Origin of the sequence: Mesoterricola silvestris (assembly GCF_030295405.1) — a bacterium.
Lineage (GTDB): Bacteria > Acidobacteriota > Holophagae > Holophagales > Holophagaceae > Mesoterricola > Mesoterricola silvestris.
The window spans coordinates 2099835-2121907 of the sequence record NZ_AP027080.1; the positions used below are offsets into that span (position 1 = coordinate 2099835).

Sequence of the window (22073 nt, forward strand, 5' to 3'; positions counted from 1 at the left end):
AGAATCCAGGGCACTGGGGGATATCCGATGCGATCCATGACCGCCTTTGCCGAGACCCTGCGCCCCCTGGAACGGGGCGCGCTGAGGCTCACGGTGCGCTCCGTGAACCACAAGGCCCTGGACATCTCCCTGCGCATCCACCCCTCCTTCTTCCCCCTGGAGGCCGGCATCCGGGCGCGGGTGAGGGAGGTGGCCCTGCGGGGCAAGGTGGACCTGGCGGTGGAGGTGCAGGACGAGCCCTCCCTGGAGCCCCAGATCAACCGCTCGCTCCTTCGCTCCATGGCCAAGACCTGGCAGGAGGACGCCGAGTGGCTGAACCTGCCCCCCCTCTCCGCCGAGGCGTTCTTCCGGCTGCCAGGGGCCTGGCTGCCCCCCTCCGCCGATCTGGCGGAGCGCCTGGAGGGGGCCATCCTGGAGGCCCTGGACACCCTCCTGAAGCTCTGGAACGAAGGGCGCGAGAAGGAAGGCGAACGCCTCCTGCCCGCCTTCCAGGACGGCGCCGCCCGCCTGGAAGCCCTCTGCGCCACCCTCCAGGCCGAGAGCGAGGCCCAGGCCAAGGAATTGCCCGAACTCTACCGCAGGCGCCTGGACCAGGTGCTGGAGGATGCCCGCCTTTCCGGCCAGCTGCCGGCGGAACGCATCATCGCCGAAGCGGGCGCCCTGGCGGTGCGGGAGGATGTGCGGGAAGAACTCGTCCGCCTGTCAGCGCACCTGGAGGATTTCCGGGAGCGCCTGCGCCGGGGCAACCTGGGCGGCAAGGCCCTGGACGTGTGGAGCCAGGAGGTCCTGCGGGAACTCAACACCTGCGGCTCCAAGTGCAAGCGCCTGGCCATGACCCGGGCGGTCATGGAGGCCAAGGGCGTCCTGGAGCAGATCCGGGAGCAGGGGGCGAACCTGGAATAGATGACCCAGGTTTCCGACTCACCCCGTCCCGGGGGCGCCGGAGGGCCTGAAAGTGATCCCTTCTTTCATCCCCTTCATCCTGTTCATCCGTTTTCATCCCTGTTCCTGCAGGGCCGGCGATGGGGTGGGGCGGCGCGCGGTTTATCTGCATGCGCCGACCCATCCCTGCTCTGGCCCTGCGGAAACGGGGATGAAAACAGATGAATGGGATGAAGGGGATGAGGCGTGGAACTCAGGCCGTTCCCGGCTGAGGAACTCGGGATGGGTGGGGTGGGTCGGACACGTGGGCTATAGGCCTTCGGGCACGTCCACGAGCAGGGGCTCCTCGATGCGCCCGAGGCGGCTCAGGTGCCGCAGGCGCTCCAGTTGGATCAGGGACAGCCGGGTGCCCGCCGGGATGAGGATCATGCCGTCCGGGTTCAGCACGTCGGCCATGAGGAGCATGCCGGGGGCCAGGCTCTCGATGTCCAGGAGGCGGTGGGTGGTCTCGGGCTCGGCGGTGGGGTCGGCGCCCAGCACCTGGCCCAGGGCGGCCAGCACCACGGGGTCGTAGGCGCCCTTGCGCAGCCGGAGCTGCTCGAAGACCACGCTGCGGCTGTGGCGCAGGCGCAGGCCCTCCACGAAGTCCGTGGCCACGCGCAGGATGCGGGATTCCAGGGGGAGCGCGTCCTCCCGGGTGCCGTCCATGGGGTAGCCCTCGCCGTCGAAGTCCTTGGCCGAGTACAGGATGATGCGGGAGACGGACTTGAGGCGGGGGATATTGGCCACCATGCGCGCGCCCACCTCGGGCACCGTGCGGAAGGCCTCCTGTTCCTGCACGGTGAGCCGCTCCCCCCGGGCCACCTTGGCCTGGACGTCCACGGGAATGGCCAGGCGGCCGATGGGTGCCAGCAGGGCGGCCAGGCCCAGGTCCCAGGGGTTGCGGATGCCCAGGCGCCCGGCCATCTTCATGGCGTACTCCCGCAGGAGCTGGCTCCGGCCGAAGACCTTGGCGTCGAAGACGGACAGGAGGTCCACCAGGGTCTGGACGCTCCCCGTGAGGGTCTGTTCCAGGAGGATCCGCTCCCCGGTCACCAGGTCGTACTGGCGGATGCCGGCCTCCAGCACCTCCGCGAGGCTCTCCTCGTCGCAGGGCTTGTTCAGGAAACGGAACACGTGGCCCTTGTTCACGGCCTCCATGGCCGTTTCCAGATCCGCCTGGCCGGTGAGCATGATGCGGGTGGTGTCGGGGGAGATGCGCTTGACCTCGGCGAGGAACTCCACGCCGTCCATGCCCGGCATGCGCATGTCGGCCACCACCGCCGCGAAGGGCAGGGAGGTGCGCATGAGCTCCAGGCCCTCGTCCCCGGAGGAGGCGGCGTGGAAGTCGAACCGCTTGCGGAAGGCCCGGCCGAAGGCCGCCGTGAGGTTGGGATCGTCGTCCACGAAGAGGATTCTGGCGAGCATGGGGGACTCCGGGGTCATTCGGGGAGCGGGGTGGTCAGGAAGGTCTTCCAGCGCCCGGGCCGTTCCGGGTCCCCGTGGGCGAGGATACGCTCGTCGGAGCGGCCGTCCTGGAACAGGTCCACGGCGCCCTCCTGGAAGCCGTCCGCGGCGTAGAGGGCCAGGCCCGCGGGGAAGCCCGCGGTGGGGAGCGTGGGGGCGTGGTGCTCCCGGATGTGCCGGCAGAATTCCTGGGGCAGGCCCCAGAGGCTCAGGAGCTGGGCGCCCACGTGGGGGTGGTCGGTGCCGTACAGCCGGCGCTCCGCGGCCACCAGGCCGGGGGCCTCGGCGATGCGCCCGTAGTCCGCCCCGGGATCCAGGGCCAGGATCACCCGGCCCATGTCGTGGAGGAGGCCCAGGGAATAGGCGTCCTCCAGCACCACCGGGCGCTGGCCCTCCCCGGCGGCGATGGACCGGGCGCCGGTGGCCACGGCCTGGGAGTGGCGCCACAGGGCGTTCATGTCCAGGCCGGCGGGCTTGAGGGCCTGGAGGGCCTCCATGGCGCCCCGCACCAGGACGACGGTCTTCACCGTCTCCAGGCCCAGCATGCTGATGGCCTGGCCCAGGTCCGTGACCCGGCGCTCCAGGGAGAAGTAGGCGGAATTGACCAGTTTCAGCAGCCTCGAGGCGATCCCGAGATCCGACTGCACCAGGGCCACCAGGGCGGGCAGGGGGGGATCCTCCTGGGCCAGCAGGCTCCGGATGCGGGCGTAGAGGCTGGGGAGGCTGGGAAGGCCCTTGAGCCCCGCCACGAAGCGGCGGGCCCGCTCGTCCAGGCCCCCGGACTCGTCCAGCACCAGCTCCTCCAGGACGCCCACCAGGATCTCCGGGTCCACGGGCTTGGCCAGGAAGCGGTGGAAGTGCCCCTCCGCGGCCTCCATGAGATCGACCCGGGGCTGGCCGGAGAGCACGACCCGCAGGGTGGAGGGGCTGGAGGCGCGCACGGCCCTGAGGAGCGCCGCCCCGTCCAGGCCGGGCATGAGGAGCTCGGTGACGACGATGTCGAAGGAGGCCCGCCCCAGGATGGCCAGGGCCTCCTCCCCCGACCCCGCCAGGGCCACGTGCCATCCGGGCCGCTCCACCCGCAGGGAGCGCCGGAAGGCCTCCAGGAGCATGGGCTCGTCATCCACCAGCAGGATCCGCATCAGGCCTCCCCGGGCAGTTGGATGACGAAGGTGGTCCCCGCGCCGGGTTCGGTCTCGAAGAAGATCTTCCCGCCGTGGAGGTTGACGATGTTCTGGTAGCAGATGGTCAGGCCCTGGCCGGTGCCCTTGCCGACGCCCTTGGTGGTGTAGAAGGGCTCGAAGACCCGGGCCTGGTGCTCGGGGGGGATGCCCGTCCCCGTGTCGCGCACCCGGATCTCGACGAGCTCCCCGGCGCGCCGGGTGGAGACGGTGATCTGGCCCATGCCGCCCCGGGCCTGGATGGCGTGGGCGGCGTTCACGATGAGGTTGAGGAAGGCCTGGCTCAGTTCGGCCGCGTGGCCCCGCACCGCGGGCAGCCCCTCCTCCAGGTCCAGATCCAGGGTCGCCACGTACTTCCATTCGTTGCGCGCGATGGTGGCGGCGCCCGCCGCCAGGCGGTTCACGTCCAGGATGGTGGGTTCCTTGGCGCCGGGATGGGTGAACTCCTTCATGGCCCGGACGATGCGGGCCACGCGCTGCACGCCGTCCAGGGACTCCTGGAGCACCTTGGGAAGCTCTCCCCGGAGGTACTCCAGGTCCGCGGCCTCCTCCGCCGCCCTGAGTCCGGGGTCCGGGGCCGCGGCCCCGCGGTACAGGTCGAGGAGCCCGGTGAGGCTCGCGAAGGACTTCTTCAGGAGGGTGAGGTTCATGTGCACGAACTGGATGGGCGTATTGATCTCGTGGGCGATGCCCGAAGCCAGCTGGCCCACGGATTCCAGCTTCTGGGCCTGGCGCAGGCTCACCTCCAGGGCGGCGCGCTCCTGTTCGGCCTGCCTGCGGTCCGTGACGTCCCGGGCCACCACCAGGCCCTGGGGGGGGCCGCTGCCGCCGAACCTCGCGGCCCGGGCCTCCAGCACGCGGTACGAGCCGTCCCTGTGCCGGAGCCGGAATTCCAGGACCGGGATGCTGCCCTGGGCGATGAGGCGATCCAGGGCCTCCAGGACGCCGGGGAGGTCGTCGGGGTGGACGGCCTCCTCCAGCGTGGGGAACCCTTCGCCGGGGCCGTAGCCCAGGATCCGCGCGTAGGAAGGGCTGGTGAAGGTCCGCCGGCCCCGGCCGTCCACGATGGCCAGGAGGTCCATCATGTTCTCCGAGATGGCCTGGAAGAGCTCCTCGCTCCGCCTGAGCCGGCGCTCCGTGGCCATGCGCTCCCGGGCGTACCTCGCCACCCGCAGGAGGGTGGGGCCGTCCCCGGCGCCCTTGACGAAGCAGTCCTGGGCGCCCTGGCGGAGGGTCTCCATGGCCAGGCCCTCGTCATCGTCGGCGGTCATCACCACCACGGAGGCTTCCCGGTTGGCCCCCCGCACCCGGCGCAGGGTCTCCAGGCCATGGCTGTCCGGGAGGTTCAGGTCCAGCAGCACCAGGTCCAGGCCCGGGGTGGCCAGCAGGGGCAGCGCCGAGGCCAGGTCCGTGGCCGTCAGGCAGGCGCAGTCCGGCTCCCGGTTGCGGAACAGGCGGGTCACCATGGCCAGCCAGGTACGATCGTCCTCGACGATCAGTATCCGGGAGGCTGGGGATTCCTGCATGCGCACTCCATCGGTCCGGGGGGCCGAAAGATCAACCGGCTTCGGGCTTCAGGGACCGCTGCATGAGCCGGTCCACGGATTCCCGGGGGTCGGCGCCCTGGAGGAGGCGCACCACCTCCCGGGTGATGGGCAGCTCCACCCCCAGGCTGTGGGCGAGGCCCAGGGCGGCTTCGGCCGTGAAGGCGCCCTCCACCACCTGGTTGCCCAGGCTGGCGGCGGCGTCTTCGGGGGTCATGCCCTTGCCCACCAGGGCCCCGAAGGTGCGGTTGCGGCTCTGGGGGCCCGTGGCGGTGAGCACCAGGTCCCCCAGGCCCGCCAGGCCCATGAGGGTGTCCCGGGTGCCCCCCAGGGCCTCCACCAGGCGGCTCATCTCGGCCAGCCCGCGGGTGATGAGGGCGGCGCGGGCGTTGTTGCCCAGGCCCAGGGACTCCACCAGGCCCGCGGCGATGGCCAGGACGTTCTTGAAGGCGCCGCACAGTTCCACGCCGGCCACGTCCCGGCTCAGGTACACCCGCAGGGAGGGGGTGGCCACCTGGGCCTGCAACTCGGCGGCGCGCCCATCGGGGATGGCCAGGGGCAGGGCCAGGACGATGGCCGAGGGCTGGGCCCGGCTCACCTCGTCCGCGAAGGTGGGTCCGCTCAGGACGCCCACGGGCACCCCCAGGACCCCCTCGAGGGTCTCGGAGACCCGCTTGAAGCTGCCCTGCAGGATGCCCTTGCTGACGGACACCAGGAGTTCGGGGCGGGAGGCCGTGCGCCCGGCCAGGTCCGTCCACACCGCCGGGGCCACCTGGGTGGGCAGGGCGCTCACCCACAGGCCCGCCCGGAAGCCCTCCTCCGGGTCGTGGATGGGGCGGACGCCCTGGGGCAGCTCCACGTCGGCCAGGGAGGGGTGGCGCCGGGTGGTGGCCAGGGTCGTGACCAGGGAAGGGGGGTGGCCCCACAGGTCCACCCGGGCACCCTGCCGGGCCCAGGCGATGGCCAGGGCGGTACCCCAGGCCCCGGAACCGAAAATCGCGATATCAGGTTTCTTAGACATTCCTGCTGGACCCCCAGAACTTCGATTCGGTGCCCTGCACCAGGCGGTTGATATTGGCGGAATGCTTGCGGATCACCAGGCCCACCAGGAGCGCCCAGGCCAGGATCGGCCACTGGGCCATGCCCTCCTGCACCGGAAGCCGGGCCCAGGCCCCCAGGAACCCCATGGCGGTGAGCAGCAGCACCAGCGCGGCCACCACGCTCCCCAGGCTCACGTACCGGAAGACCAGGAGGCAGAGCAGGAAGGCCCCGAAGGCCGGCACCACCATCGGCGCGTGGTAGGCCAGCACGCACCCCAGGGCGGTGGCCACGCCCTTGCCGCCCTGGAACCGGAGCCAGGGGGTGAACACGTGCCCCAGCACCGCGGCCAGCGCCACGAAGGCCAGGAACTCCGGGGCGAAGCCGAACTTCTTGGCGATGAACACGGGCAGGAAGCCCTTGGCGGCGTCCAGGAGCAGGGTGGCGATGCCCAGGGCCTTGCCCCCGGCCCGCATGACGTTGGTGGCGCCGATGTTGCCCGAGCCCTGGGCGCGCACGTCGCCCTTGCCCGCGAGCTTGACCAGGAGGAGTCCGAAGGGGATGCTCCCGGAGAGGAAGGCTCCGAGGCACCAGATCAGGTAGAGTTTGAAGGCCGCAGGGTTCATGTGAGCAGGGTACCTCATCCGGCGGCAATGGGGTTAGCATTGGGCCCACCGGAGATCCCCATGCGAGCGTTCCTGGCATTGTTCGCGCTTCCCCTCGCCCTGGCCTGCGGGGGTGGATCCAAGGCCGCCCCCGGCGCCCCCACGATCCTCGTCCAGCCCGCCTCCGCTTCGGTGCAGGCCGGGCTCACCCAGGCCTTCACGGCCGCCGTGGGCCATGCCGCGGATGCCTCGGTCCTCTGGAGCGTCCTGGAGACCGGCGGCGGTTCCATCACGGCGGCGGGCCTCTACACCGCCCCGGCGGTTCCGGGCACCTACCACGTGAAGGCCGTGCTCGCGGCCCAGCCCTCCTACGCCGGCCAGGCCACGGTGACCGTGGTGCCGGTGCCGGCCCAGGGCGTGCCCAGCCTGGGCATCGGGGCCGCCCTCAACGGCTACCTGCCGTTCCCCGGCGACAGCCCCTGGAACCAGGATGTCTCGGGCCTGCCCGCGGACCCGGCCTCCGCGGCCATCGTGGCCTTCGTGGGCGCGGCCACGGGGCTCCACGCGGACTTCGGATCCGGCACCTACCAGGGCGCGCCCATCGGCATCCCCTACGCCGTGGTGGCCGGCGGCCAGACCCGGGTGCCCGTGGCCTACCAGGCCTACGGCGGCGAAAGCGATCCCGGCCCCATGCCCATTCCCGTGCCGCCCCCCTTCGAGGGCGCCGATCCCACGGGCACCTCCGGCGACCGCCACGTCCTGGTGCTGGACCGGGACGCCAACTTCATCTACGAGCTCTACGGTTCCCAGCTGCAACCCGACGGCTCCTGGCGCGCCGACAGCGGCGCCATCTGGGACGCGGCCTCCGGCGCCCTGCGCCCCTGGGGCTGGACCAGCGCCGACGCCGCGGGCCTTCCGCTCTTCCCGGGCCTGGCCAAGTACGACGAACTGGCCTCGGGCGCCATCCGCCACGCCCTGCGCCTCACCGTCCCCGCAACCCGGAAGGCCTTCGTCGCCCCCGCGACCCACTGGGCCTCCTCCGACACCAGCTCCGGCGCACCCCCCATGGGGACGCGCTTCCGCCTCAAGGCGGCCCGGGACATCTCCGGCTTTCCGCCCCAGTCCCGGGTGATCCTGAAGGCCCTGAAGACCTACGGCATGATCCTCGCCGACAACGGCTCCGCCTGGTACCTCTCCGGGTGCCCCGATGCCCGTTGGGACAACACCGACCTCCACGCCCTCGGCGGCATCACCGGGGCGGATCTGGAAGTCGTGCAGATGGGCACGGTGTACACCACCGTCCCTGCCGGCGCCGCCCCCGCCATCCAGGCCTTCACCGCCACCCCCGCGGCCGGCGGCGGCACCACCCTGTCCTGGACGGCGACCGGCGCCACCCGCGCCTTCCTGACCCCGGCCCCCGGTCCCGTGCGGGGCGCCAGCGCCCTGGTGAAGCCGGTGGCGACGACCACCTACACCCTGCTCGTGGAAGGCCCCTACGGCAGCGCGACGGCCCAGGTCACGGTGAACGCCAAATAGAACTGACGTTCTTTATCCTGCTCTTTCCCCTGGATCCTGTTCATCCCCGTTTGTACTTCGCCGGGAGTTTTTTCCACCTTTGGGTCAAGGACGTCGAGTAACGTGCGCTCCGACCCACCTCGGCGTCAGCCCTGCGGAAACCGGGATGAACGCCGATGGATGGGATGAACCGGGATCCGCTCGACCTGGAACAGCCCCTTCATCACGGGTTCAAGGCGCCTGGGGTTTGCCGACACACCCGAGCGAAGCCCCATTCAGACCTGCCGCACCTTCCGCACCGCCTCTTCCAGATCCACCGTGCGGAACGGCTTCTGCACGAACACCGCCGGCGCCGTGCCCGGCGGGGGGGTGGCCACGTCCCGGGCGCTGAAGCCGCTGAGGAGGATCACGGGGATGCGGGGATCCAGGGCGCGGATGGCGCGGAAGGCCTCGTTGCCGTCCATGCGGGGCATGGTGATGTCCAGGAGGACCAGGTCCACCCGGCCCAGGTGCCGGGTGAAGAGTTCCACGGCCTCCAGGCCGTCCACGGCGGCCAGGACCTCCATGCCGCGGTGCTCCAGGAAGTCGACCACGATGCTGCGCACCATGGGCTCGTCGTCGGCCACCAGGGCCAGGCCCGTGAGACGCTGCCCCTCCGCGCCGGCGCCGGCGGGGGCCGGATCCCGCGAGGGGGCGGGGCCCGCGGAGGGGAACAGGATCTCGAAGCGGGAGCCGCGCCCGGGTTCGCTGGAGATGTGGATGCCGGCCTTGTGCCCGCGGAGGATGCCCAGCAGCGCCGAGAGGCCCAGGCCGCGGCCGGTGGACTTGGTGGTGTAGAAGGGGTCGAAGATGCGCTTGAGGGTCTCCGGGTCCATGCCGCAGCCGGTGTCCGAGACCAGGAGCGCGGCGTAGGCGCCGGGCTCCAGGCCCTGGCCGGGGAAGCGTTCCTCCAGCTGGTCCCTGCCGGCCTCCAGGTGCCGCGTCTCGATGGCGATGGAGCCGGTGCCGCCGGCGATGGCGTCGGAGGCGTTGGTGACCAGGTTCATGACCACCTGCTGGATCTGCACCGCGTCGGCCATGATCATGGGCAGGCCGGGCTCCAGGTGGAAGGTCAGGTCGGCCTTCTTGGCGATGGATACGGCGAGGAGTTCGGTCATCTCCATGACCATGAGGTTCAGGTCCAGCAGATCGACCTTGAGGCTGCCCCGCCCGGAATAGGCCAGCATCTGGTGCGCCAGTTCCGCGGCGCGGAGCACCGAGGCCTCGGCGCGCTTGAGCATGGGCTCGGCCCCGGACCCCGGCTCGAGGAGCTCCTGGGCCATGTTCACGTGGCCCAGGATGGCCGTGAGGAAATTGTTGAAGTCGTGGGCGATTCCCCCGGCCAGGACGCCCAGGCTCTCCAGCTTCTGCTTGGTGCGGGCGATCTCCTCGGCCCGGTTGCGCTCGGTGATGTCCCGGATGGAGAGGACCACGCAGGCCTTGCCGTCCAGGGGCTGGCCCATGCGCAGGATGCGGCCCTCGTAGTCGCAGCGGCCCTGGGAGGTGGAGAGCTCGAAACAGGCCGTCTGCAGGCGGTGCGTGTCCAGGGCCTTGCGGACCGCGTCCAGGAGGATGTCCGCGGCGTCCCGGGGCAGGGCCCGGGGGATGGTGGTGCCCATCAGGGCGCCGGCGGAGACGCCCAGGACGGTGGGGTGCTGGCCGTAGATCCGCAGGAAACGGCCGTCCTCGTCCAGGACGGCCACCGGGTCGGGCACGGCCAGGGCCATGGCCTCCGTGCGGGACTCCTCCTCCCGCAGCTGTTCCGTCATGCGCAGGGCCAGGAGGCGGGCCCGCTGGCCGGTCTGGGCCAGGGAGGCCATGAGGCCCCAGAGGAGGAGGGTGATCAGGCCGCCCGAGACGCCGATGCCCACGGGGACGGTCCACTCCGCGCTGCCGGCGAATTCCCGGCGGGCCCGGAATTCGAAGCACCAGGTGCGCCCGAAGACTTCCAGGGTGCGCTCCAGCAGGTGGCCGCCGGCGAGGGGGGTCCCGTAGAGCTGGAGGGGCGGACCCGGCTCGCCCCAGGGCCCGGCGTCGGTGATGTGGACGTCCAGCTTGCGGAGGGCCTCCTTGCCCAGGGCCTCGGTGATGAGGTCCTGCACCCGGAAGGCCCCGTTGATGCAGCCCACGAAGTTCGCCCTGCGCTCCTCCAGTGTGGCCGGGCTGCCGCGGTACAGGGGCAGGCGCATGAGGAGGCCCGGATCGGGGCCGTCGTACTGGAGGACCTTCATGGGGCCGCTGAGCACCAGGGCCCCGCTGTCCCGGGCCCGGTCGATGTCCTGGGCCTGTCCCGGCAGGCTGCGCGTGTCCCTGCCGATGGAACCGCGGTTGCTCTCGCTGGGCTCGGCGAACAGGAGCACGAAATAGCCGGGGCGCGCCCCCGGGGGATGGATGGTGAACGCGGGGTCCCCCATCTCCCGCCGCAGCGCCTGCTCCGCCCGGTCCCGCCCGGGGCCCGGGATCTCCACGCCGTAGCTCACGGACAGGAGCCCCGGGTGGTGGGTCCTGAGGTCGAGGGACGCGAAGTACTGGTGGAACCGCTCCCGGTTCAGACCGAGCCCGGCCGTGGAATGCCCCCGGAAGCCCAGGAGGATATCCCGGTAGGCCTGGATGGTGTAGTCGAGGTTCTCCTGGGCGATGGCGGCTTCCTGCTCCACGCGCGCGCGGGTCGCCTTCAACTGGAACCGGCGCGCCGCCAGGGCCCCCAGGAGGGACGCCGCCAGGCCCGCGCATAGCACGAGGCCGACGAAGCGGGGATACCGCAGGATGACGCGCTGGTTCAGGGGATTCAAGGGACACCCCGTCCGGATGGAATGGGACTGGAGAGGATACTAGCCCCTTTTTTCCGGGATGGTCCTGCGAAGGTGATCCAGCGCCCAGGAGGCGCCCCGGGCCTGCATCTCCACCCGGGTCCCGAACATCGTGAAGGCCTTGGCGAAGGTCCCCTCCGGGCCCGCGGCGGCCACGAGGCAGGTGCCCACGGGGGCCGGGCCGTCCTTGTCCTCGGTCGGCCCGGCGTTGCCGGTGACGGCCAGGCCCCAGGTGGTGCCCAGGCGCGCGCGGATGCCTTCGGCCAGGGCCCGGGTGACCTCCATGCTCACCGTGCCGTGTTCCCGGATGAAGGCCGCGTCCAGGCCCGCCAGGGCCGCCTTGGCGGCCACGGAATAGACGACGCCGCCCCCCTGGAACACGCGGCTGGAGCCGGGCACCGACGTGAGCCGGGCCGCGATGTTGCCCCCGGTCATGCTCTCGGCCACGGCCAGGGTTTCGCCCCTTTCCCCCAGGAGGGCCAGGACGGCGTCCTCGATGCCCCCTTCGGGTCCCACGAAGGCCAGGTCCAGGGGGTGCTCCCGCCGGAAGTCGGCCTCCGCCGCCGCCAGCGCCGCGGGATCGCCGCTCCGGGCCAGCAGCTCCACGTGGTGGAGCCCGGCGAGGATGGTCCAGTCCAGGCCGGCGTGCTTTTCCCGCAGGGGCCGCACCCGCTCCTCCAGCGTGCTCTCGGGCACGGATCCGAAGACCATGCGCAGGGTGGAGGTGGGGGCCCCCCGGTGCGCCTCCAGGCGCGCCGCCACGTGGTTCTCCCACATGAGCTTCATCTCCCGGGGCACCCCCGGGAAGAGGATGATGGTCCGCCCCGGATAGCCGTCCGGGTTCTCCCAGCACACCCCCGGCGCCGTTCCCGCCGGGTTGTGCAGGGCCTCGGCGCCCAGGGGGATGAGGGCCTGCTTGAAGTTGGAGGCCGCCGGCGTGCGGTTGCGGCTCGCATAGAAGTCCAGGATGGCCTGCCGCGAAGCCAGGTCCTCCACCAGCGGCGCCCCCAGCACCTCCGCCCACACCTCCTTGGTGAAGTCGTCAAACGTGGGCCCCAGCCCCCCCGTGCAGAGGATCAGATCCGACCGGTCCAGCGCCTCCCGGAAGAGCTCCCGGAGATCATGCCGCGAATCCCCCACCGCCGTCTTCCGATGGAACCCCAGCCCCATCTCCCCAAGCCTCTCCGCCAGCCAGATGGAATTACTATCCACCCTCGACGTATTCAGCAGTTCCGACCCGATGGCAATGCATTCGATCCGCAGCATCCCTCCAGCCTAAACCAAATCGCGGGCCCCGGCGCCAGTGCCCGGAAAGACATTCGCGCGTGTCCCGGACCTTCGCCCCGGTTCGTTGCCACGGGCGGGCCCGCGGCAACGGAAAGCCCGCACCCCGGACCTGGGCCCGGGTTGTCACCCATTGGCCCCGACCCTGCGTCGGGGGTCGCTTCGCGTGGTTTGGCGGGGATGGGGAAGCGCGCCAACGCTGAACACCTCGTGGCCTGCACACCATCCAGCGTCGGCGCCCGCCGGCACCGGGATCCATCACGCGAAGCGAATTCTTGAACCCATTGACAGCCGCTCCCAGCCTGGGGCCTCCCGGAGGGCCCTTCCGCTCCGCCCTCCACCCCCTCCCAACGAAGTGAATAGGCGAAGCCCAGCCCCCACGTCCCTTCCGCCCCACCCCGTCATCGCCGGCTTGTCCGGCGATGACGAAACGGGGCGAAGGTCCGGGACACGGATCCTTGTTAGGCCTCGGCGAGGGCCTTCTTCCGGGCCTCGACGACCTTTTCGGCGTCGCGGCCTTCGAGTTCCTGGAGGTGGTGGAAGGACCAGGTGAAGGAACCCACGCCCTGGGTCTGGCTGCGGAGTTCGACGATGATGCCCTGGAGCTCGGACTGGGGGAGGTAGCCGTCCACGATGTCCCAGCCTTCCCATCCGGGCTTGGCGTCGAAGCCGAGGATCTGGCCCGCGCGGTGGCTGGTGATGATCTTCTGGGCCTTGGAGGTGTGCTCCGAGGGAACCGAGATGTGGATCTCGAGGATGGGTTCGAGCAGTACGGGGCTGCACTGGGGCAGGCCCTCGTTCATGGCCACGCGGGTGGCGGCCTTGAAGGCCATTTCGCTGGAGTCCACGGTGTGGAACGACCCGAAGAAGAGCACGGCCTCCACGTCCACCATGGGGAAGCCCAGGGGGCCCTGCTTGGCGAATTCGTAGAACCCGTTCTCCACGGCCGGGATGTAGTTCTTGGGGATGACGCCGCCGACGATGGTGTCGGAGAACTTCAGGCCCTCGCCGCGCTGCCGGGGCTTGAACTCGATGTGCACGTCGCCGAAGGCGCCGTGGCCGCCGGACTGGTGCTTGTAGCGCCCGTGCTGCTTCACGGGCTTGCGGATGGTCTCGCGGTAGGGGATGGTGGGCTGGGCGAAGGTGACCTCCACGCCCCAGCGGCGGATGCGGTCCAGGGCCACCTTCAGGTGGATCTCGCCCTGGCCCCAGATCACGCGCTCCTGGGTCTCGGCGTTCTGCTCGATGGTGTAGGAGGGATCCTCGTCCACCAGCTTCTGGATGGCGGAGGAGAGCTTCACCTCGTCGCCGCTCTTGGCGCAGCGCACCGCCAGCGCGGTCATGGGCTGGATGGGGTCGGGCCAGGGCAGCTGGACGGGAGTGTTGAGGGTGAGGCAGTCGCCCGTCTTGACGGATTCCATGCGGCCCAGGGCGACGATCTCGCCGGCCCCGACCTTGAGCGCCTTCTCCTGCTTGGCGCCGAAGGGCTTGGTGAGGGAGCTGGGGCGGCCGGCGGCGAAGGCCATGCCTTCGGTGACCTCCCCGTGCCACACGCGGGCCAGGGAGAGCTTGCCCACGTGCTGGGCGTTGAGGGTCTTCCACACCTGGAGGAGGACCTCCTTGCCGTTGGCGATGCCCAGGCGCGACGCGGTGTCGGCGGGCTCGGGGCCCTCGTGGCGCAGGAGCTTCAGGAGGCGGCGGACGCCCAGGTCCTTGTCGGCCGAGCCCAGGAGCACCGGCACGATCTGGTCGCCCTTGAAGCCGCGGGTGAGGGTGGCGAACACCTCCTCGCGGGTGGGCACCTGCTCCTCCAGGAGCTTCTCCATGAGGGCGTCGTCCAGGGTGCTGATGGCTTCCAGCATCTCCTGGCGCGCCAGGAGGGCCTCGTCGCGGATGGAATCGGGGATGGGGATCTCGTCGGAGGGATGGCCGGGGTTGGCCTTGAAGGCCCGCTCCATGCTCAGCTCCTCGTAGCCCGTGATGAAGCTCCCGGCGTGGATGGGATACTCGCGCAGGACCAGGGGATGGGGCGACATGGGCTGCAGGGCGCGCAGGGTCTCGGCGATCTTGCCGGGGTCCGTGAGGCTGTCCACCTTGTTGAGGAAGATGGTGTGGGGGATGTTGTGGTCGTCCAGGAGCTTGAGGATGGGGGCGGCCATGGGCGCGCGGGTGGGATCGGCCTCGCACACCACGACGGCGGCGTCGGCCACCATCAGGGCGTTGATGCTCTCCTGGCTGAACTCCACGGAGCCGGGGCAGTCGATGAAGGTCCAGGTCTCGCCCAGGTAGGTGGCGGTGGCGACCGAGGCCTCGACGCTCATCTGGCGCGCCTTGGCCTCGACGGATGCATCGCCGACGGTGTTGCCCTCCTTGACGGTCCCCTTCCGGGGGATGGCGTTGGCGGCGAAAAGGAGGCTTTCGAGAAGGGTGGTCTTCCCGGACATGTACGGCCCGACGATGGCCGCAACACGAGGGGCTGATTGGGGCTTTGGCACGGGTATCTCCTTGGTTTGGCTTTTGAAGGAAATGGTTGATGCCATCTTTTCGTCACGGCGGTCCAAAGGCAATCAAAAAGCTCGGGCCCCGCGGCGCGGCGTCGGAAGGTGTGCCTGAAATCCGCCGCGAGCGGGTCTCATTCCGATTTGGAAAAGGCGTCGTGGATTTCCGAACCGGGCAGGGAGGTCTTGAACCATTCGTCAAGGGCCGCGGGCGTGCCGAAGAGCTTGTCGGCCCCGGCGTCCTGCAGCTCGGACGCGGTGCCGAAGCCGTACGTGACGCCCAGGGGGATGAGGCCGTTGGCCTTGCCGGAGGCCATATCGTCCGCCCGATCGCCCACCATGTAGCCGCCCGGCTGCACCACCCCCTGGAGCCGCAGCTGGGTGAGGACTTCGCTCTTGGACTTGTACCGGTCCCGGGGGGCCGTGCCGAAGACCTGGTCGAAGCTCAGCAGGAGGTCGAATTCGTGGAGCACCCGCCGGGCGTAGCGGGTGGGCTTCACGGTGACCAGGTGCAGGCTGTGGCCCTGCCGGCGGAGCCGGGTGAGCATGAGGGGGATGCCCTCGTAGACCCGGTGCTTGGCGATGCCGGATTCCTCGAAGTGGGACCAGTACCGGGCGATGGCCTCGTCCAGGCGCGCCGGATCCTCCAGCCCGGGCAGGGAGGCGAAGAGCTCCCCGGGCCCGAAGCCGATGAAGCGCCGCACCACGTCCCGGGCGGGCGCCTGGAGGGCCAGTTCCCCGCAGGTGGTTTCGATGCAATGGACCATGGCCCGGAGCGGATCCACGAGGGTCCCGTCGAGATCGAAGCAGATCAGACCCATGCGCGAGCCTCCTGGGGAAGGGGGCCGCCGGGCGAAAGCCCGTCAGCCTAGTGTCGGTACGCCTGGATGCATTCCTCGATGAAGGCCAGGGCCTCCTCCTTGCCGGCCCAGCCGCCGCTGGTGACATCCTTGGATTCGAGGTTCTTGTACGTGAGGAAGAAGTGCTCCACTTCCCGGAGGAGGTGGGGGGGCAGGTCGGCGAGGGTGTCCACGTGCATGTAGTTGGGATCGGACGCGGCCACGCTGAGGATCTTGTCGTCCTGGCCCTTGTCGTCGGACATGCGGAGGATGCCGATGGGCTTGGCCTCGATGATCACCCCGGGGTAGGTGGCGCCCACGATGAGCACGAGGATGTCGCAGGGATCCCCGTCGGGGGCCAGGGTATGGGGGATGAAGCCGTACTCGGCGGGGTAGTGGATGGGGGAATAGAGCACCCGGTCGACCTTCACGAGGCTGGTGACGTGGTCGATCTCGTACTTGACCCTGGATCCGTAGGGAATTTCGACGACCGCGTTGACGAGTTGCGGCGAATTTTTCCCAGGTCCGATCATGTGAAGCGACATGAAGCCTCCGAACTGTCCATGGTGCCACAATCAGGCCCCGGCAGGGAGCCTCAGATGGACCTTGGTGCCCCGGCCGAGGCTGCTTTCGATGTTCATGAGGCCCGAATGGGCCATGAGGATGCGGTGGCTCACCGCCAGGCCCAGGCCCGTGCCGCCCCCGAAGGTGGTGTAGAAGGGGTCGAAGATCCGCGCCAGGGCGTCGGCGGCGATGCCGCACCCGTTGTCCTCCAGGGTGAGCCGCCAGTGGGGCCGGCCCCCCACGCTCTCCCGGGCCGCGGAGAGGTCGAGCCGGGGGAAGGGGCGCCCGTCCAGGGCCCGCAGGCCGTTCTGGATGAGATTGACCGCCACCTGGCGCAGGAGGTCGGGGTCCGCGTGCCAGGTGGCCGCCGGGGGGATCCGGTTCTCCCAGGCCACGTCCTCGGGCAGGGAGGTCCCCCGGCGGACGCTCTCCCAGAACTCGGCCAGGGCGAAGACCTGGGGCTTGGGGGTGATGTCCCGGCTGAAGGTGAGGGTGTTGGCCACCAGGGTGTTCAGGCGCTGGACGCTGTCCTGGATGTGGTGGGCGAGCTCGGCCTGGGCCGGCATGTGCTGCAGGTCCTCCACCAGCATGCCGGAGAAGAGCGAGAGGCTGCCCAGGGGGTTGCGGATCTCGTGGGCCAGTTCCGCGGCCATGAGGCCCATGGCCTGGAGGCGCTCCTCCCGGGTGGCCTGCTCCGCCCGGAGGTGGGCCTCGGTGACGTCCCGGAGGCTGATGATCTGCCCGGTGTCGGTGGGGCGGCTCTCCTGCTCCATGAAGCGGTCCTGGCCGTCGTCGCCCTTGAAGCGCCGGAGCCCCAGGGGCGCGCCGGGCTCCCAGGGCTCCGGGCCGTCCTGGAAGGTGCCCCCCAGGCCCCGGTTGCGGTTGGTGAAGCGCAGCTCGCCCCCGGGGCCCACCACCCAGATGGCGTAGGGGACCGTCTCCAGCACCGTCTGGAGCTCGTTGCCCAGCTGCCCCAGCTGGCCCTGGAGGGATTCGTAGCGCTGCTGGAGCTGTTCCGAGGCCTGCGTGAAGGCCGCGAAGGCCTCCATGAGCTGCTGGGGCTCGGGCAGGACGGTCACCGGAGGCTCTGCTCGAGCACCTGCTGCAGCAGGGGGCGGTCGCTGTTCCGGGGTTCCTTGGCCACCAGGGCGCGAAGGGAGCCCAGGGCCACGGGGGTGCCCAGGGCGGCCAGGGACCGGCAGGCCGCCACCCGGATCTCCGTGGGCTCGGCGGTGGTGAAGATCCGCCCCTTGCGGCGCACCAGCTCCTCCAGGAAGGGCAGGGCGGAGGGGTCCCCGATGGTGCCCAGCACCTCGGCGGCCCGGGCCCGGAGCTTCTCGGGCATGCGATGGTCCGTGGCGAAGGCGCCCAGGGTCGGGACGGCCGCGGCCGAACGGATCTGGCCGAAGGCGAACAGGATCTCCAGCATGGTGTCGGGGTCGGCCTTCCCGAAGGCGGCCAGGAGCGCGGGCATGGCCACGGGGCCGCCCACCTTCCAGGCGGTGCGCACCGCGGCGCAGCGCACCCGCACGTCGTGGTGCCCGAGGCAGGCCTCGGCGGGCTTGAGGGCGGCCATGTCGCCCATGTCCGCCATGAGGTTGAGGGTGTTGCGCACCAGGAACCACTTGGGGGATTCCAGGGACGCGATCACCGCCGGCAGGGCCAGGCCGCCCAGGCCGCGGATCACTTCCATGAGCCGCGCGCGCCGCTTGCGGTCCTGCTCCTCGCCCAGCACCTCCACCAGGGCCTGGGCGGCGGGCATGCCCACCTTCTCCAGGTAGGGGATCAGTTCGTTGAGCAGGCTCTCGGGGTTGGAGGTGTGAAGCAGCTCCATCACCCGGGCCAGGGACTCGGGCTGGGCCAGGCGCTCCCAGAGCCACGCCAGGGCATCGGTGCGCCAGGGCTCCCGGGACGCCAGGAACATCACAAGGGCGTCCAGCTCCAGGAGGAGGGCATGGGCGTGGCCGGGCTCGCCCCGCTGGACCATCTCGTCCAGGGCCGTGCCCAGGGCCTCGGTGGTGATGTGGTGGGTGCGGGGGAGGCGCTCGGAGCCGAAATGGGCGGTGAGCCCGTGGAGCAGGGACAGTTCGCATTCGGGGGGGATGCCGGGCACCGCCAGCCAGTGGACCACCCCCCCCAGGGTGCGGGCCGCCATCTCGCGGCGGTGGGCGTCGTCGCTGGTGAGGTTGCGCACCACCTCCTCGAGGATGGTGCCGAAGGTGTCCAGCCGGCCCTCGTCCAGGAGCTTGCGGAGGAAGCGCAGGCGCTGGTCGTGGCTGAGCTTCCAGAGGTGGTCGTGCTCGGCCACGAGCCGGAGCTGCTCGTCGATGCCCATGGTCTCCCAGTCCATGCGGGAGACCAGGTCGTGGAGGTTCTCCAGCCCGAGGCCGCGGTTGCGCAGTTCGTTCTCCAGGGCCGCCAGGAGCCCCTGGAAGGAGGGGGAGCCCTGGAGGATCGCGTGGAGGTGGTCCTTGAGGGCGTCCCAGGTGTCGCCCTGGCCGGCGCCCTGGGCCAGCATCGAGGCCGTGGCGTGGCCGAAGATTTCCGGCGCCAGGGCCTGGAAGGCCATGCGCAGGCCCGCAGGCGAATGGGGCAGGGTGTCCAGGCCGGCCACCATGGACAGGAGGGTCCCCGGAGGCAGCTCCCGCAGGGCGGTGCGCAGGCCCTCCATCTGCTGGGCGGTGGGGAAGCCTTCCCCGAAACCCACGGCGGAAAGGGTGCCCGCCAGGAAGGAGAGGTCCATGGGGCCCTTCCCCAGGGCGTCCAGGTCCGCGGCGAGGTCGGGGCCGGGGCCGCCGGGACCGGCCTCGGGGCCGGGATGCTCGGGGCCGTCGGTGCCGGGGCCGCCCGGGCCGATGCCGCCGGGCCCGGGGCCGCCGGAGCCGAACTCCGCCGTGCCCGGCCCGCCGAAGCCGGGGGCGCCCAGGCCGGGGCCGCCGAAGCCGGGCATGCCCGGGCCGGGGCCCGGAGCGCCGGTGCCCTGCCAGCCCATGGCCGCGGCCTTGATCCCGTGCAGCTTCTGGAATTCCTGCCGCCACTGGTCGATCATGGCCTGGAGGGCGTCCAGGGTGGGGGCCGGCGGGGTCCTGGGCGCGGGTTCGACCGGGAGCTGGGCCCCGGCGGGAAGGGTCACGGGCCGCATGGCGGGGCCGGCATCGGGGGCGCTTCCGGCCTCCCCTTCCCGCACCTCCCGGTACTGCACCTGGCCCATTTCGATGTGCTGGAGGTTCTTGTCCCCGATGATCCGGCCCGCCCCCCCCAGCTCCTCGATGCGCGAGGGCTTGAGGATGAGCAGGTCCAGCAGCTCCTCCACCTCCCAGGTCTCGATTCCCCGGCTGAAGATGATCCCCGAGATCTGCCGCTCCGACAGGAGCTTGCCGGTGTTCGTCAGGTGGATGCCCTGGCCCTCGAAGGGCTGGCCGTCCACGAACATCCGGCCCCCCGAAGTGGCGACGTGGAGGGTGGGCCGGTCCTGCAGCCAGTCCTCGATGAGCATCGTCAGGGCCTCCATGGATCCCTTGGCCCTCGGGTGCGCGGCGGTGTACATCAGCCGGGTTTTGAGGGCCATCTGAAGGGTCTGCAGGAGTTCCTGGAAGTCGCTCATGGCGTGGAGGGCTCCATGGGATCGCTCCACTCGCGGCGGAGCTGTTCGTAGTAGGCCTCGAGGAAGGCCAGGCGGCGCCCGGCCTCGGCGCGGCCGGCGTCGGTGTTCATGCTGCCGGCGATGTCCCGGGCCAGGCCCAGCCAGTGCCGGCCCCGGGCGAGGATGGTGGCGGTGTCCACGGGGCCGAAGCCCCCGGAGATGCAGTTGTAGTGCACGAGGCTGGCGGCCCCGAGCTTGCTGAGCTTGTCGGCGTCCCAGAGGCAGGCGGTTTCCGCGGGCTCCAGGCGGCGGGTCAGCTTGAGGCCCACGTGGTGCTCGATGGCGTGGCGCACGGCGGGGATCTTGCCGGGGGGGAAGTCCGTGCCTTCCAGGATGCCGGCCACCGCGTCCGAGGCTTCCTGGGCGTGGTGGTCCGGGGTCCGGGGGGCGTTGAGGACCTTGCGGCAGTCATGGAGCCAGGCCGCGCACTCCACCACGTCGGGGTCGGCCCCCGCCAGGGGGGCCAGCCACTTCGCCAGCCTCACGGCGGCCAGGGTGTGCTCGAACCGGTAGTCGAAGACAGGCCTGCCTTCGTGCGAGGTGCCCCAGAAGCGGATGGCGTCCGCCCTCGACTGGGCCCCCAGGGCCTCCTCGCAACGCTGTCTCCATGGGGTCATGGCGGTCATTCTCCCACATGCACCCGCAACGCGTCAGCGGCGTGTGCGATCTCCTCGTACATCGGGCGGTCGTTCCAGGGGGGGCAGGCCGCGGCGAGCCGTTCCATGAGGGGCTCCAGGCCCCGGGCGGGGGCCATGCCCAGGATGCGCACCCCCTCCAGGGCCATGCGGGCCTCCAGGGCCAGCACCTGCTCCAGGGCGTCCACGGCCCGCATGAGCTTGCGGGCGGCGATGGGGCCCATGCTCACGTGGTCCTCCTTGCCGGCGCTGGTGGGGATGGTGTCCACGCAGGCCGGGTGGGCCAGGCCCTTCATTTCCGAGACCAGGGCGGCGGAGGTGACGTGGGCCATCATGAAGCCCGATTCCAGGCCGCCCTCCCGGGTGAGGAAGGCGGGCAGGTCCGAGTAGGCCGGGTTCACCAGCCGCTCCTGGCGCCGCTCCGAGATGCTGGCCAGATCGCAGGCGGCGATGGCCAGCAGATCGCAGGCGAAGGCGGGGTACTGGCCGTGGAAGTTGCCGCCGCTGCGGCTCTCCTGGGTCTCGGTGAAGATCATGGGATTGTCCGTGGCGCTGTTGAGCTCGCGCTGGAGGATCTCTCCCGCGAACTTCAGGGCGTCCCGGGTGACCCCGTGCACCTGGGGGATGCAGCGCAGGGAATAGGCGTCCTGGACCCGGGTGCAGTCCTTGTGGCTCTCGGCGATCTCGCTGGTCTCGCCCAGGATCTCGCGCATGTGGGCGGCCACCTGGATCTGGCCGGGGTGGGGGCGGGCCTGGTGGATGCGGGGATCGTAGGGGGCCCGGGTGCCCCGCAGGGCCTCCAGGCTCAGGGCTGCGATCTCGTCGGCCAGGGGCACCAGGTCCATGAGCCGGGCCACGGCCAGGTTGCCCACGGCGGTGATGAGCTGGGTGCCGTTGATGAGGGCCAGGCCCTCCTTGGGCTCCAGGGTGATGGGCTGAAGGCCGGCCTTGGCCAGGGCCCGGCCCCCGGGGATGTGGGCCTCGCCGTCCCAGGCCAGGCCTTCGCCCACCAGGAGCAGGGCCATGTGCGCCAGGGGGGCCAGGTCCCCCGAGGCCCCCACGCTGCCCTGGGAGGGCACCACGGGCAGCACGTCCCGGTTGAGGCAGGCCGCCAGGAGGCGGATGGGCTCGGGGCGGATGCCCGAATGGCCCTTGAGCAGGCAGTTGATGCGCGCCGCCATGAGGGCCCGGGTCTGGTCCTTGGGCAGGGGCTCGCCCACGCCCGCGGCGTGGCTGCGCACGAGGTTGAGCTGGAGGGTGGCGAGCTGGTCGGGGGGGATCACCACCGTGGCGAACTGGCCGAAGCCGGTATTGATGCCGTAGACCGTCCTCCCCTCGTCCAGGATGCGCTGGATCACCTTCCGGTTCTCCGCCACCCGGGCCAGGGCCTTCTCGTCCAGGGTGACGGCGGAGCCCAGGGCGATGCCCCTCAGGACGCGCGCGTCAAGATCGTTTCCGTTCAGGCTGGTCATGCAATCTCCGTTGGAAGT

The 22073-nt window shown here is 70.9% G+C and carries 16 protein-coding genes; 2 read left to right on the plus strand and 14 right to left on the minus strand.

Annotated features, from left to right (window positions below; genetic code table 11):
- Positions 1–27 precede the first annotated feature (27 nt).
- Complete coding sequence (locus R2J76_RS09095) at positions 28–903, plus strand: YicC family protein (protein WP_316415531.1); 876 nt, start codon at positions 28–30, stop codon at positions 901–903.
- A gap of 288 nt (positions 904–1191) precedes the next feature.
- Here R2J76_RS09095 and R2J76_RS09100 read toward each other — a convergent pair whose 3' ends face one another.
- Genes R2J76_RS09100 through plsY form a run of 5 tightly spaced genes read right to left on the minus strand, consistent with a single transcriptional unit; the run spans position 1192 to position 6777 of the window.
- The gene (locus R2J76_RS09100; protein WP_316415532.1) at positions 1192–2349 is read right to left on the minus strand and encodes an HD domain-containing phosphohydrolase; all 1158 of its coding nucleotides are present in this window, start codon (positions 2347–2349) and stop codon (positions 1192–1194) included.
- A gap of 14 nt (positions 2350–2363) precedes the next feature.
- The gene (locus tag R2J76_RS09105) at positions 2364–3530 is read right to left on the minus strand and encodes a response regulator (RefSeq protein ID WP_316415533.1); all 1167 of its coding nucleotides are present in this window, start codon (positions 3528–3530) and stop codon (positions 2364–2366) included.
- Positions 3530–5095 (minus strand): hybrid sensor histidine kinase/response regulator, encoded by a 1566-nt coding sequence (locus tag R2J76_RS09110; protein ID WP_316415534.1) that lies wholly within the window; start codon positions 5093–5095, stop codon positions 3530–3532. The genes R2J76_RS09105 and R2J76_RS09110 overlap by 1 nt, the downstream gene beginning before the upstream one ends.
- Before the next feature lie 31 nt (positions 5096–5126).
- Positions 5127–6134 (minus strand): NAD(P)H-dependent glycerol-3-phosphate dehydrogenase, encoded by a 1008-nt coding sequence (locus tag R2J76_RS09115; RefSeq protein WP_316415535.1) that lies wholly within the window; start codon positions 6132–6134, stop codon positions 5127–5129.
- The gene (gene plsY, locus R2J76_RS09120) at positions 6127–6777 is read right to left on the minus strand and encodes a glycerol-3-phosphate 1-O-acyltransferase PlsY (RefSeq protein WP_316415536.1); all 651 of its coding nucleotides are present in this window, start codon (positions 6775–6777) and stop codon (positions 6127–6129) included. Before plsY ends, R2J76_RS09115 begins: the two co-directional genes overlap by 8 nt.
- 60 nt (positions 6778–6837) lie before the next feature.
- Between plsY and R2J76_RS09125 the strand changes: the two genes are divergently transcribed.
- Positions 6838–8292 (plus strand): hypothetical protein, encoded by a 1455-nt coding sequence (locus R2J76_RS09125; protein ID WP_316415537.1) that lies wholly within the window; start codon positions 6838–6840, stop codon positions 8290–8292.
- Positions 8293–8546: 254 nt separating this feature from the next.
- Here the strand turns inward: R2J76_RS09125 and R2J76_RS09130 are convergent, their stop codons facing one another.
- The 9 genes from R2J76_RS09130 to hutH all read right to left on the minus strand — a co-directional run bounded on the left by R2J76_RS09130 (position 8547) and on the right by hutH (position 22055).
- Positions 8547–11102 (minus strand): CHASE domain-containing protein, encoded by a 2556-nt coding sequence (locus R2J76_RS09130; RefSeq protein ID WP_316415538.1) that lies wholly within the window; start codon positions 11100–11102, stop codon positions 8547–8549.
- Positions 11103–11141: 39 nt separating this feature from the next.
- Positions 11142–12386 carry a CinA family nicotinamide mononucleotide deamidase-related protein gene (locus tag R2J76_RS09135; RefSeq protein WP_316415539.1) on the minus strand — a complete coding sequence of 415 codons (1245 nt, stop codon included), beginning with the start codon at positions 12384–12386 and terminating at the stop codon, positions 11142–11144.
- A 479-nt stretch (positions 12387–12865) separates the two neighbouring features.
- Positions 12866–14944: an elongation factor G gene (locus tag R2J76_RS09140; RefSeq protein ID WP_316415540.1), complete on the minus strand. Its 2079-nt coding sequence runs from the start codon at positions 14942–14944 to the stop codon at positions 12866–12868.
- A 92-nt stretch (positions 14945–15036) separates the two neighbouring features.
- Positions 15037–15723 carry an HAD family hydrolase gene (locus R2J76_RS09145; protein ID WP_316415541.1) on the minus strand — a complete coding sequence of 229 codons (687 nt, stop codon included), beginning with the start codon at positions 15721–15723 and terminating at the stop codon, positions 15037–15039.
- A 47-nt stretch (positions 15724–15770) separates the two neighbouring features.
- Positions 15771–16286 (minus strand): inorganic diphosphatase, encoded by a 516-nt coding sequence (locus R2J76_RS09150; RefSeq protein WP_316415542.1) that lies wholly within the window; start codon positions 16284–16286, stop codon positions 15771–15773.
- 30 nt (positions 16287–16316) lie between these two features.
- Entirely contained in the window at positions 16317–17384 is a 1068-nt protein-coding gene (locus R2J76_RS09155; protein WP_316415543.1) for a sensor histidine kinase, read from the minus strand.
- Entirely contained in the window at positions 17381–19909 is a 2529-nt protein-coding gene (locus R2J76_RS09160; protein WP_316415544.1) for a HEAT repeat domain-containing protein, read from the minus strand. Before R2J76_RS09160 ends, R2J76_RS09155 begins: the two co-directional genes overlap by 4 nt.
- Positions 19906–20565, minus strand: a complete 660-nt coding sequence (locus tag R2J76_RS09165) for an HD domain-containing protein (RefSeq protein ID WP_316415545.1) — start codon at positions 20563–20565, stop codon at positions 19906–19908. Before R2J76_RS09165 ends, R2J76_RS09160 begins: the two co-directional genes overlap by 4 nt.
- A 5-nt stretch (positions 20566–20570) precedes the next feature.
- Entirely contained in the window at positions 20571–22055 is a 1485-nt protein-coding gene (gene hutH, locus R2J76_RS09170) for a histidine ammonia-lyase (RefSeq protein WP_316415546.1), read from the minus strand.
- Positions 22056–22073 lie beyond the last annotated feature (18 nt).

Bases quoted from the DNA above. Each gene is read 5' to 3' on its own strand.
- R2J76_RS09125 (WP_316415537.1), top strand. From the start codon at position 6,838: ATGCGAGCGTTCCTGGCATTGTTCGCGCTTCCCCTCGCCCTGGCCTGC.
- R2J76_RS09115 (WP_316415535.1), bottom strand. From the start codon at position 6,134: ATGTCTAAGAAACCTGATATCGCGATTTTCGGTTCCGGGGCCTGGGGT.
- R2J76_RS09105 (WP_316415533.1), bottom strand. From the start codon at position 3,530: ATGCGGATCCTGCTGGTGGATGACGAGCCCATGCTCCTGGAGGCCTTC.
- R2J76_RS09100 (WP_316415532.1), bottom strand. From the start codon at position 2,349: ATGCTCGCCAGAATCCTCTTCGTGGACGACGATCCCAACCTCACGGCG.
- plsY (WP_316415536.1), bottom strand. From the start codon at position 6,777: ATGAACCCTGCGGCCTTCAAACTCTACCTGATCTGGTGCCTCGGAGCC.
- R2J76_RS09095 (WP_316415531.1), top strand. From the start codon at position 28: ATGCGATCCATGACCGCCTTTGCCGAGACCCTGCGCCCCCTGGAACGG.
- hutH (WP_316415546.1), bottom strand. From the start codon at position 22,055: ATGACCAGCCTGAACGGAAACGATCTTGACGCGCGCGTCCTGAGGGGC.
- R2J76_RS09150 (WP_316415542.1), bottom strand. From the start codon at position 16,286: ATGTCGCTTCACATGATCGGACCTGGGAAAAATTCGCCGCAACTCGTC.
- R2J76_RS09165 (WP_316415545.1), bottom strand. From the start codon at position 20,565: ATGACCCCATGGAGACAGCGTTGCGAGGAGGCCCTGGGGGCCCAGTCG.
- R2J76_RS09145 (WP_316415541.1), bottom strand. From the start codon at position 15,723: ATGGGTCTGATCTGCTTCGATCTCGACGGGACCCTCGTGGATCCGCTC.
- R2J76_RS09135 (WP_316415539.1), bottom strand. From the start codon at position 12,386: ATGCTGCGGATCGAATGCATTGCCATCGGGTCGGAACTGCTGAATACG.
- R2J76_RS09140 (WP_316415540.1), bottom strand. From the start codon at position 14,944: ATGGCATCAACCATTTCCTTCAAAAGCCAAACCAAGGAGATACCCGTG.
- R2J76_RS09160 (WP_316415544.1), bottom strand. From the start codon at position 19,909: ATGAGCGACTTCCAGGAACTCCTGCAGACCCTTCAGATGGCCCTCAAA.
- R2J76_RS09110 (WP_316415534.1), bottom strand. From the start codon at position 5,095: ATGCAGGAATCCCCAGCCTCCCGGATACTGATCGTCGAGGACGATCGT.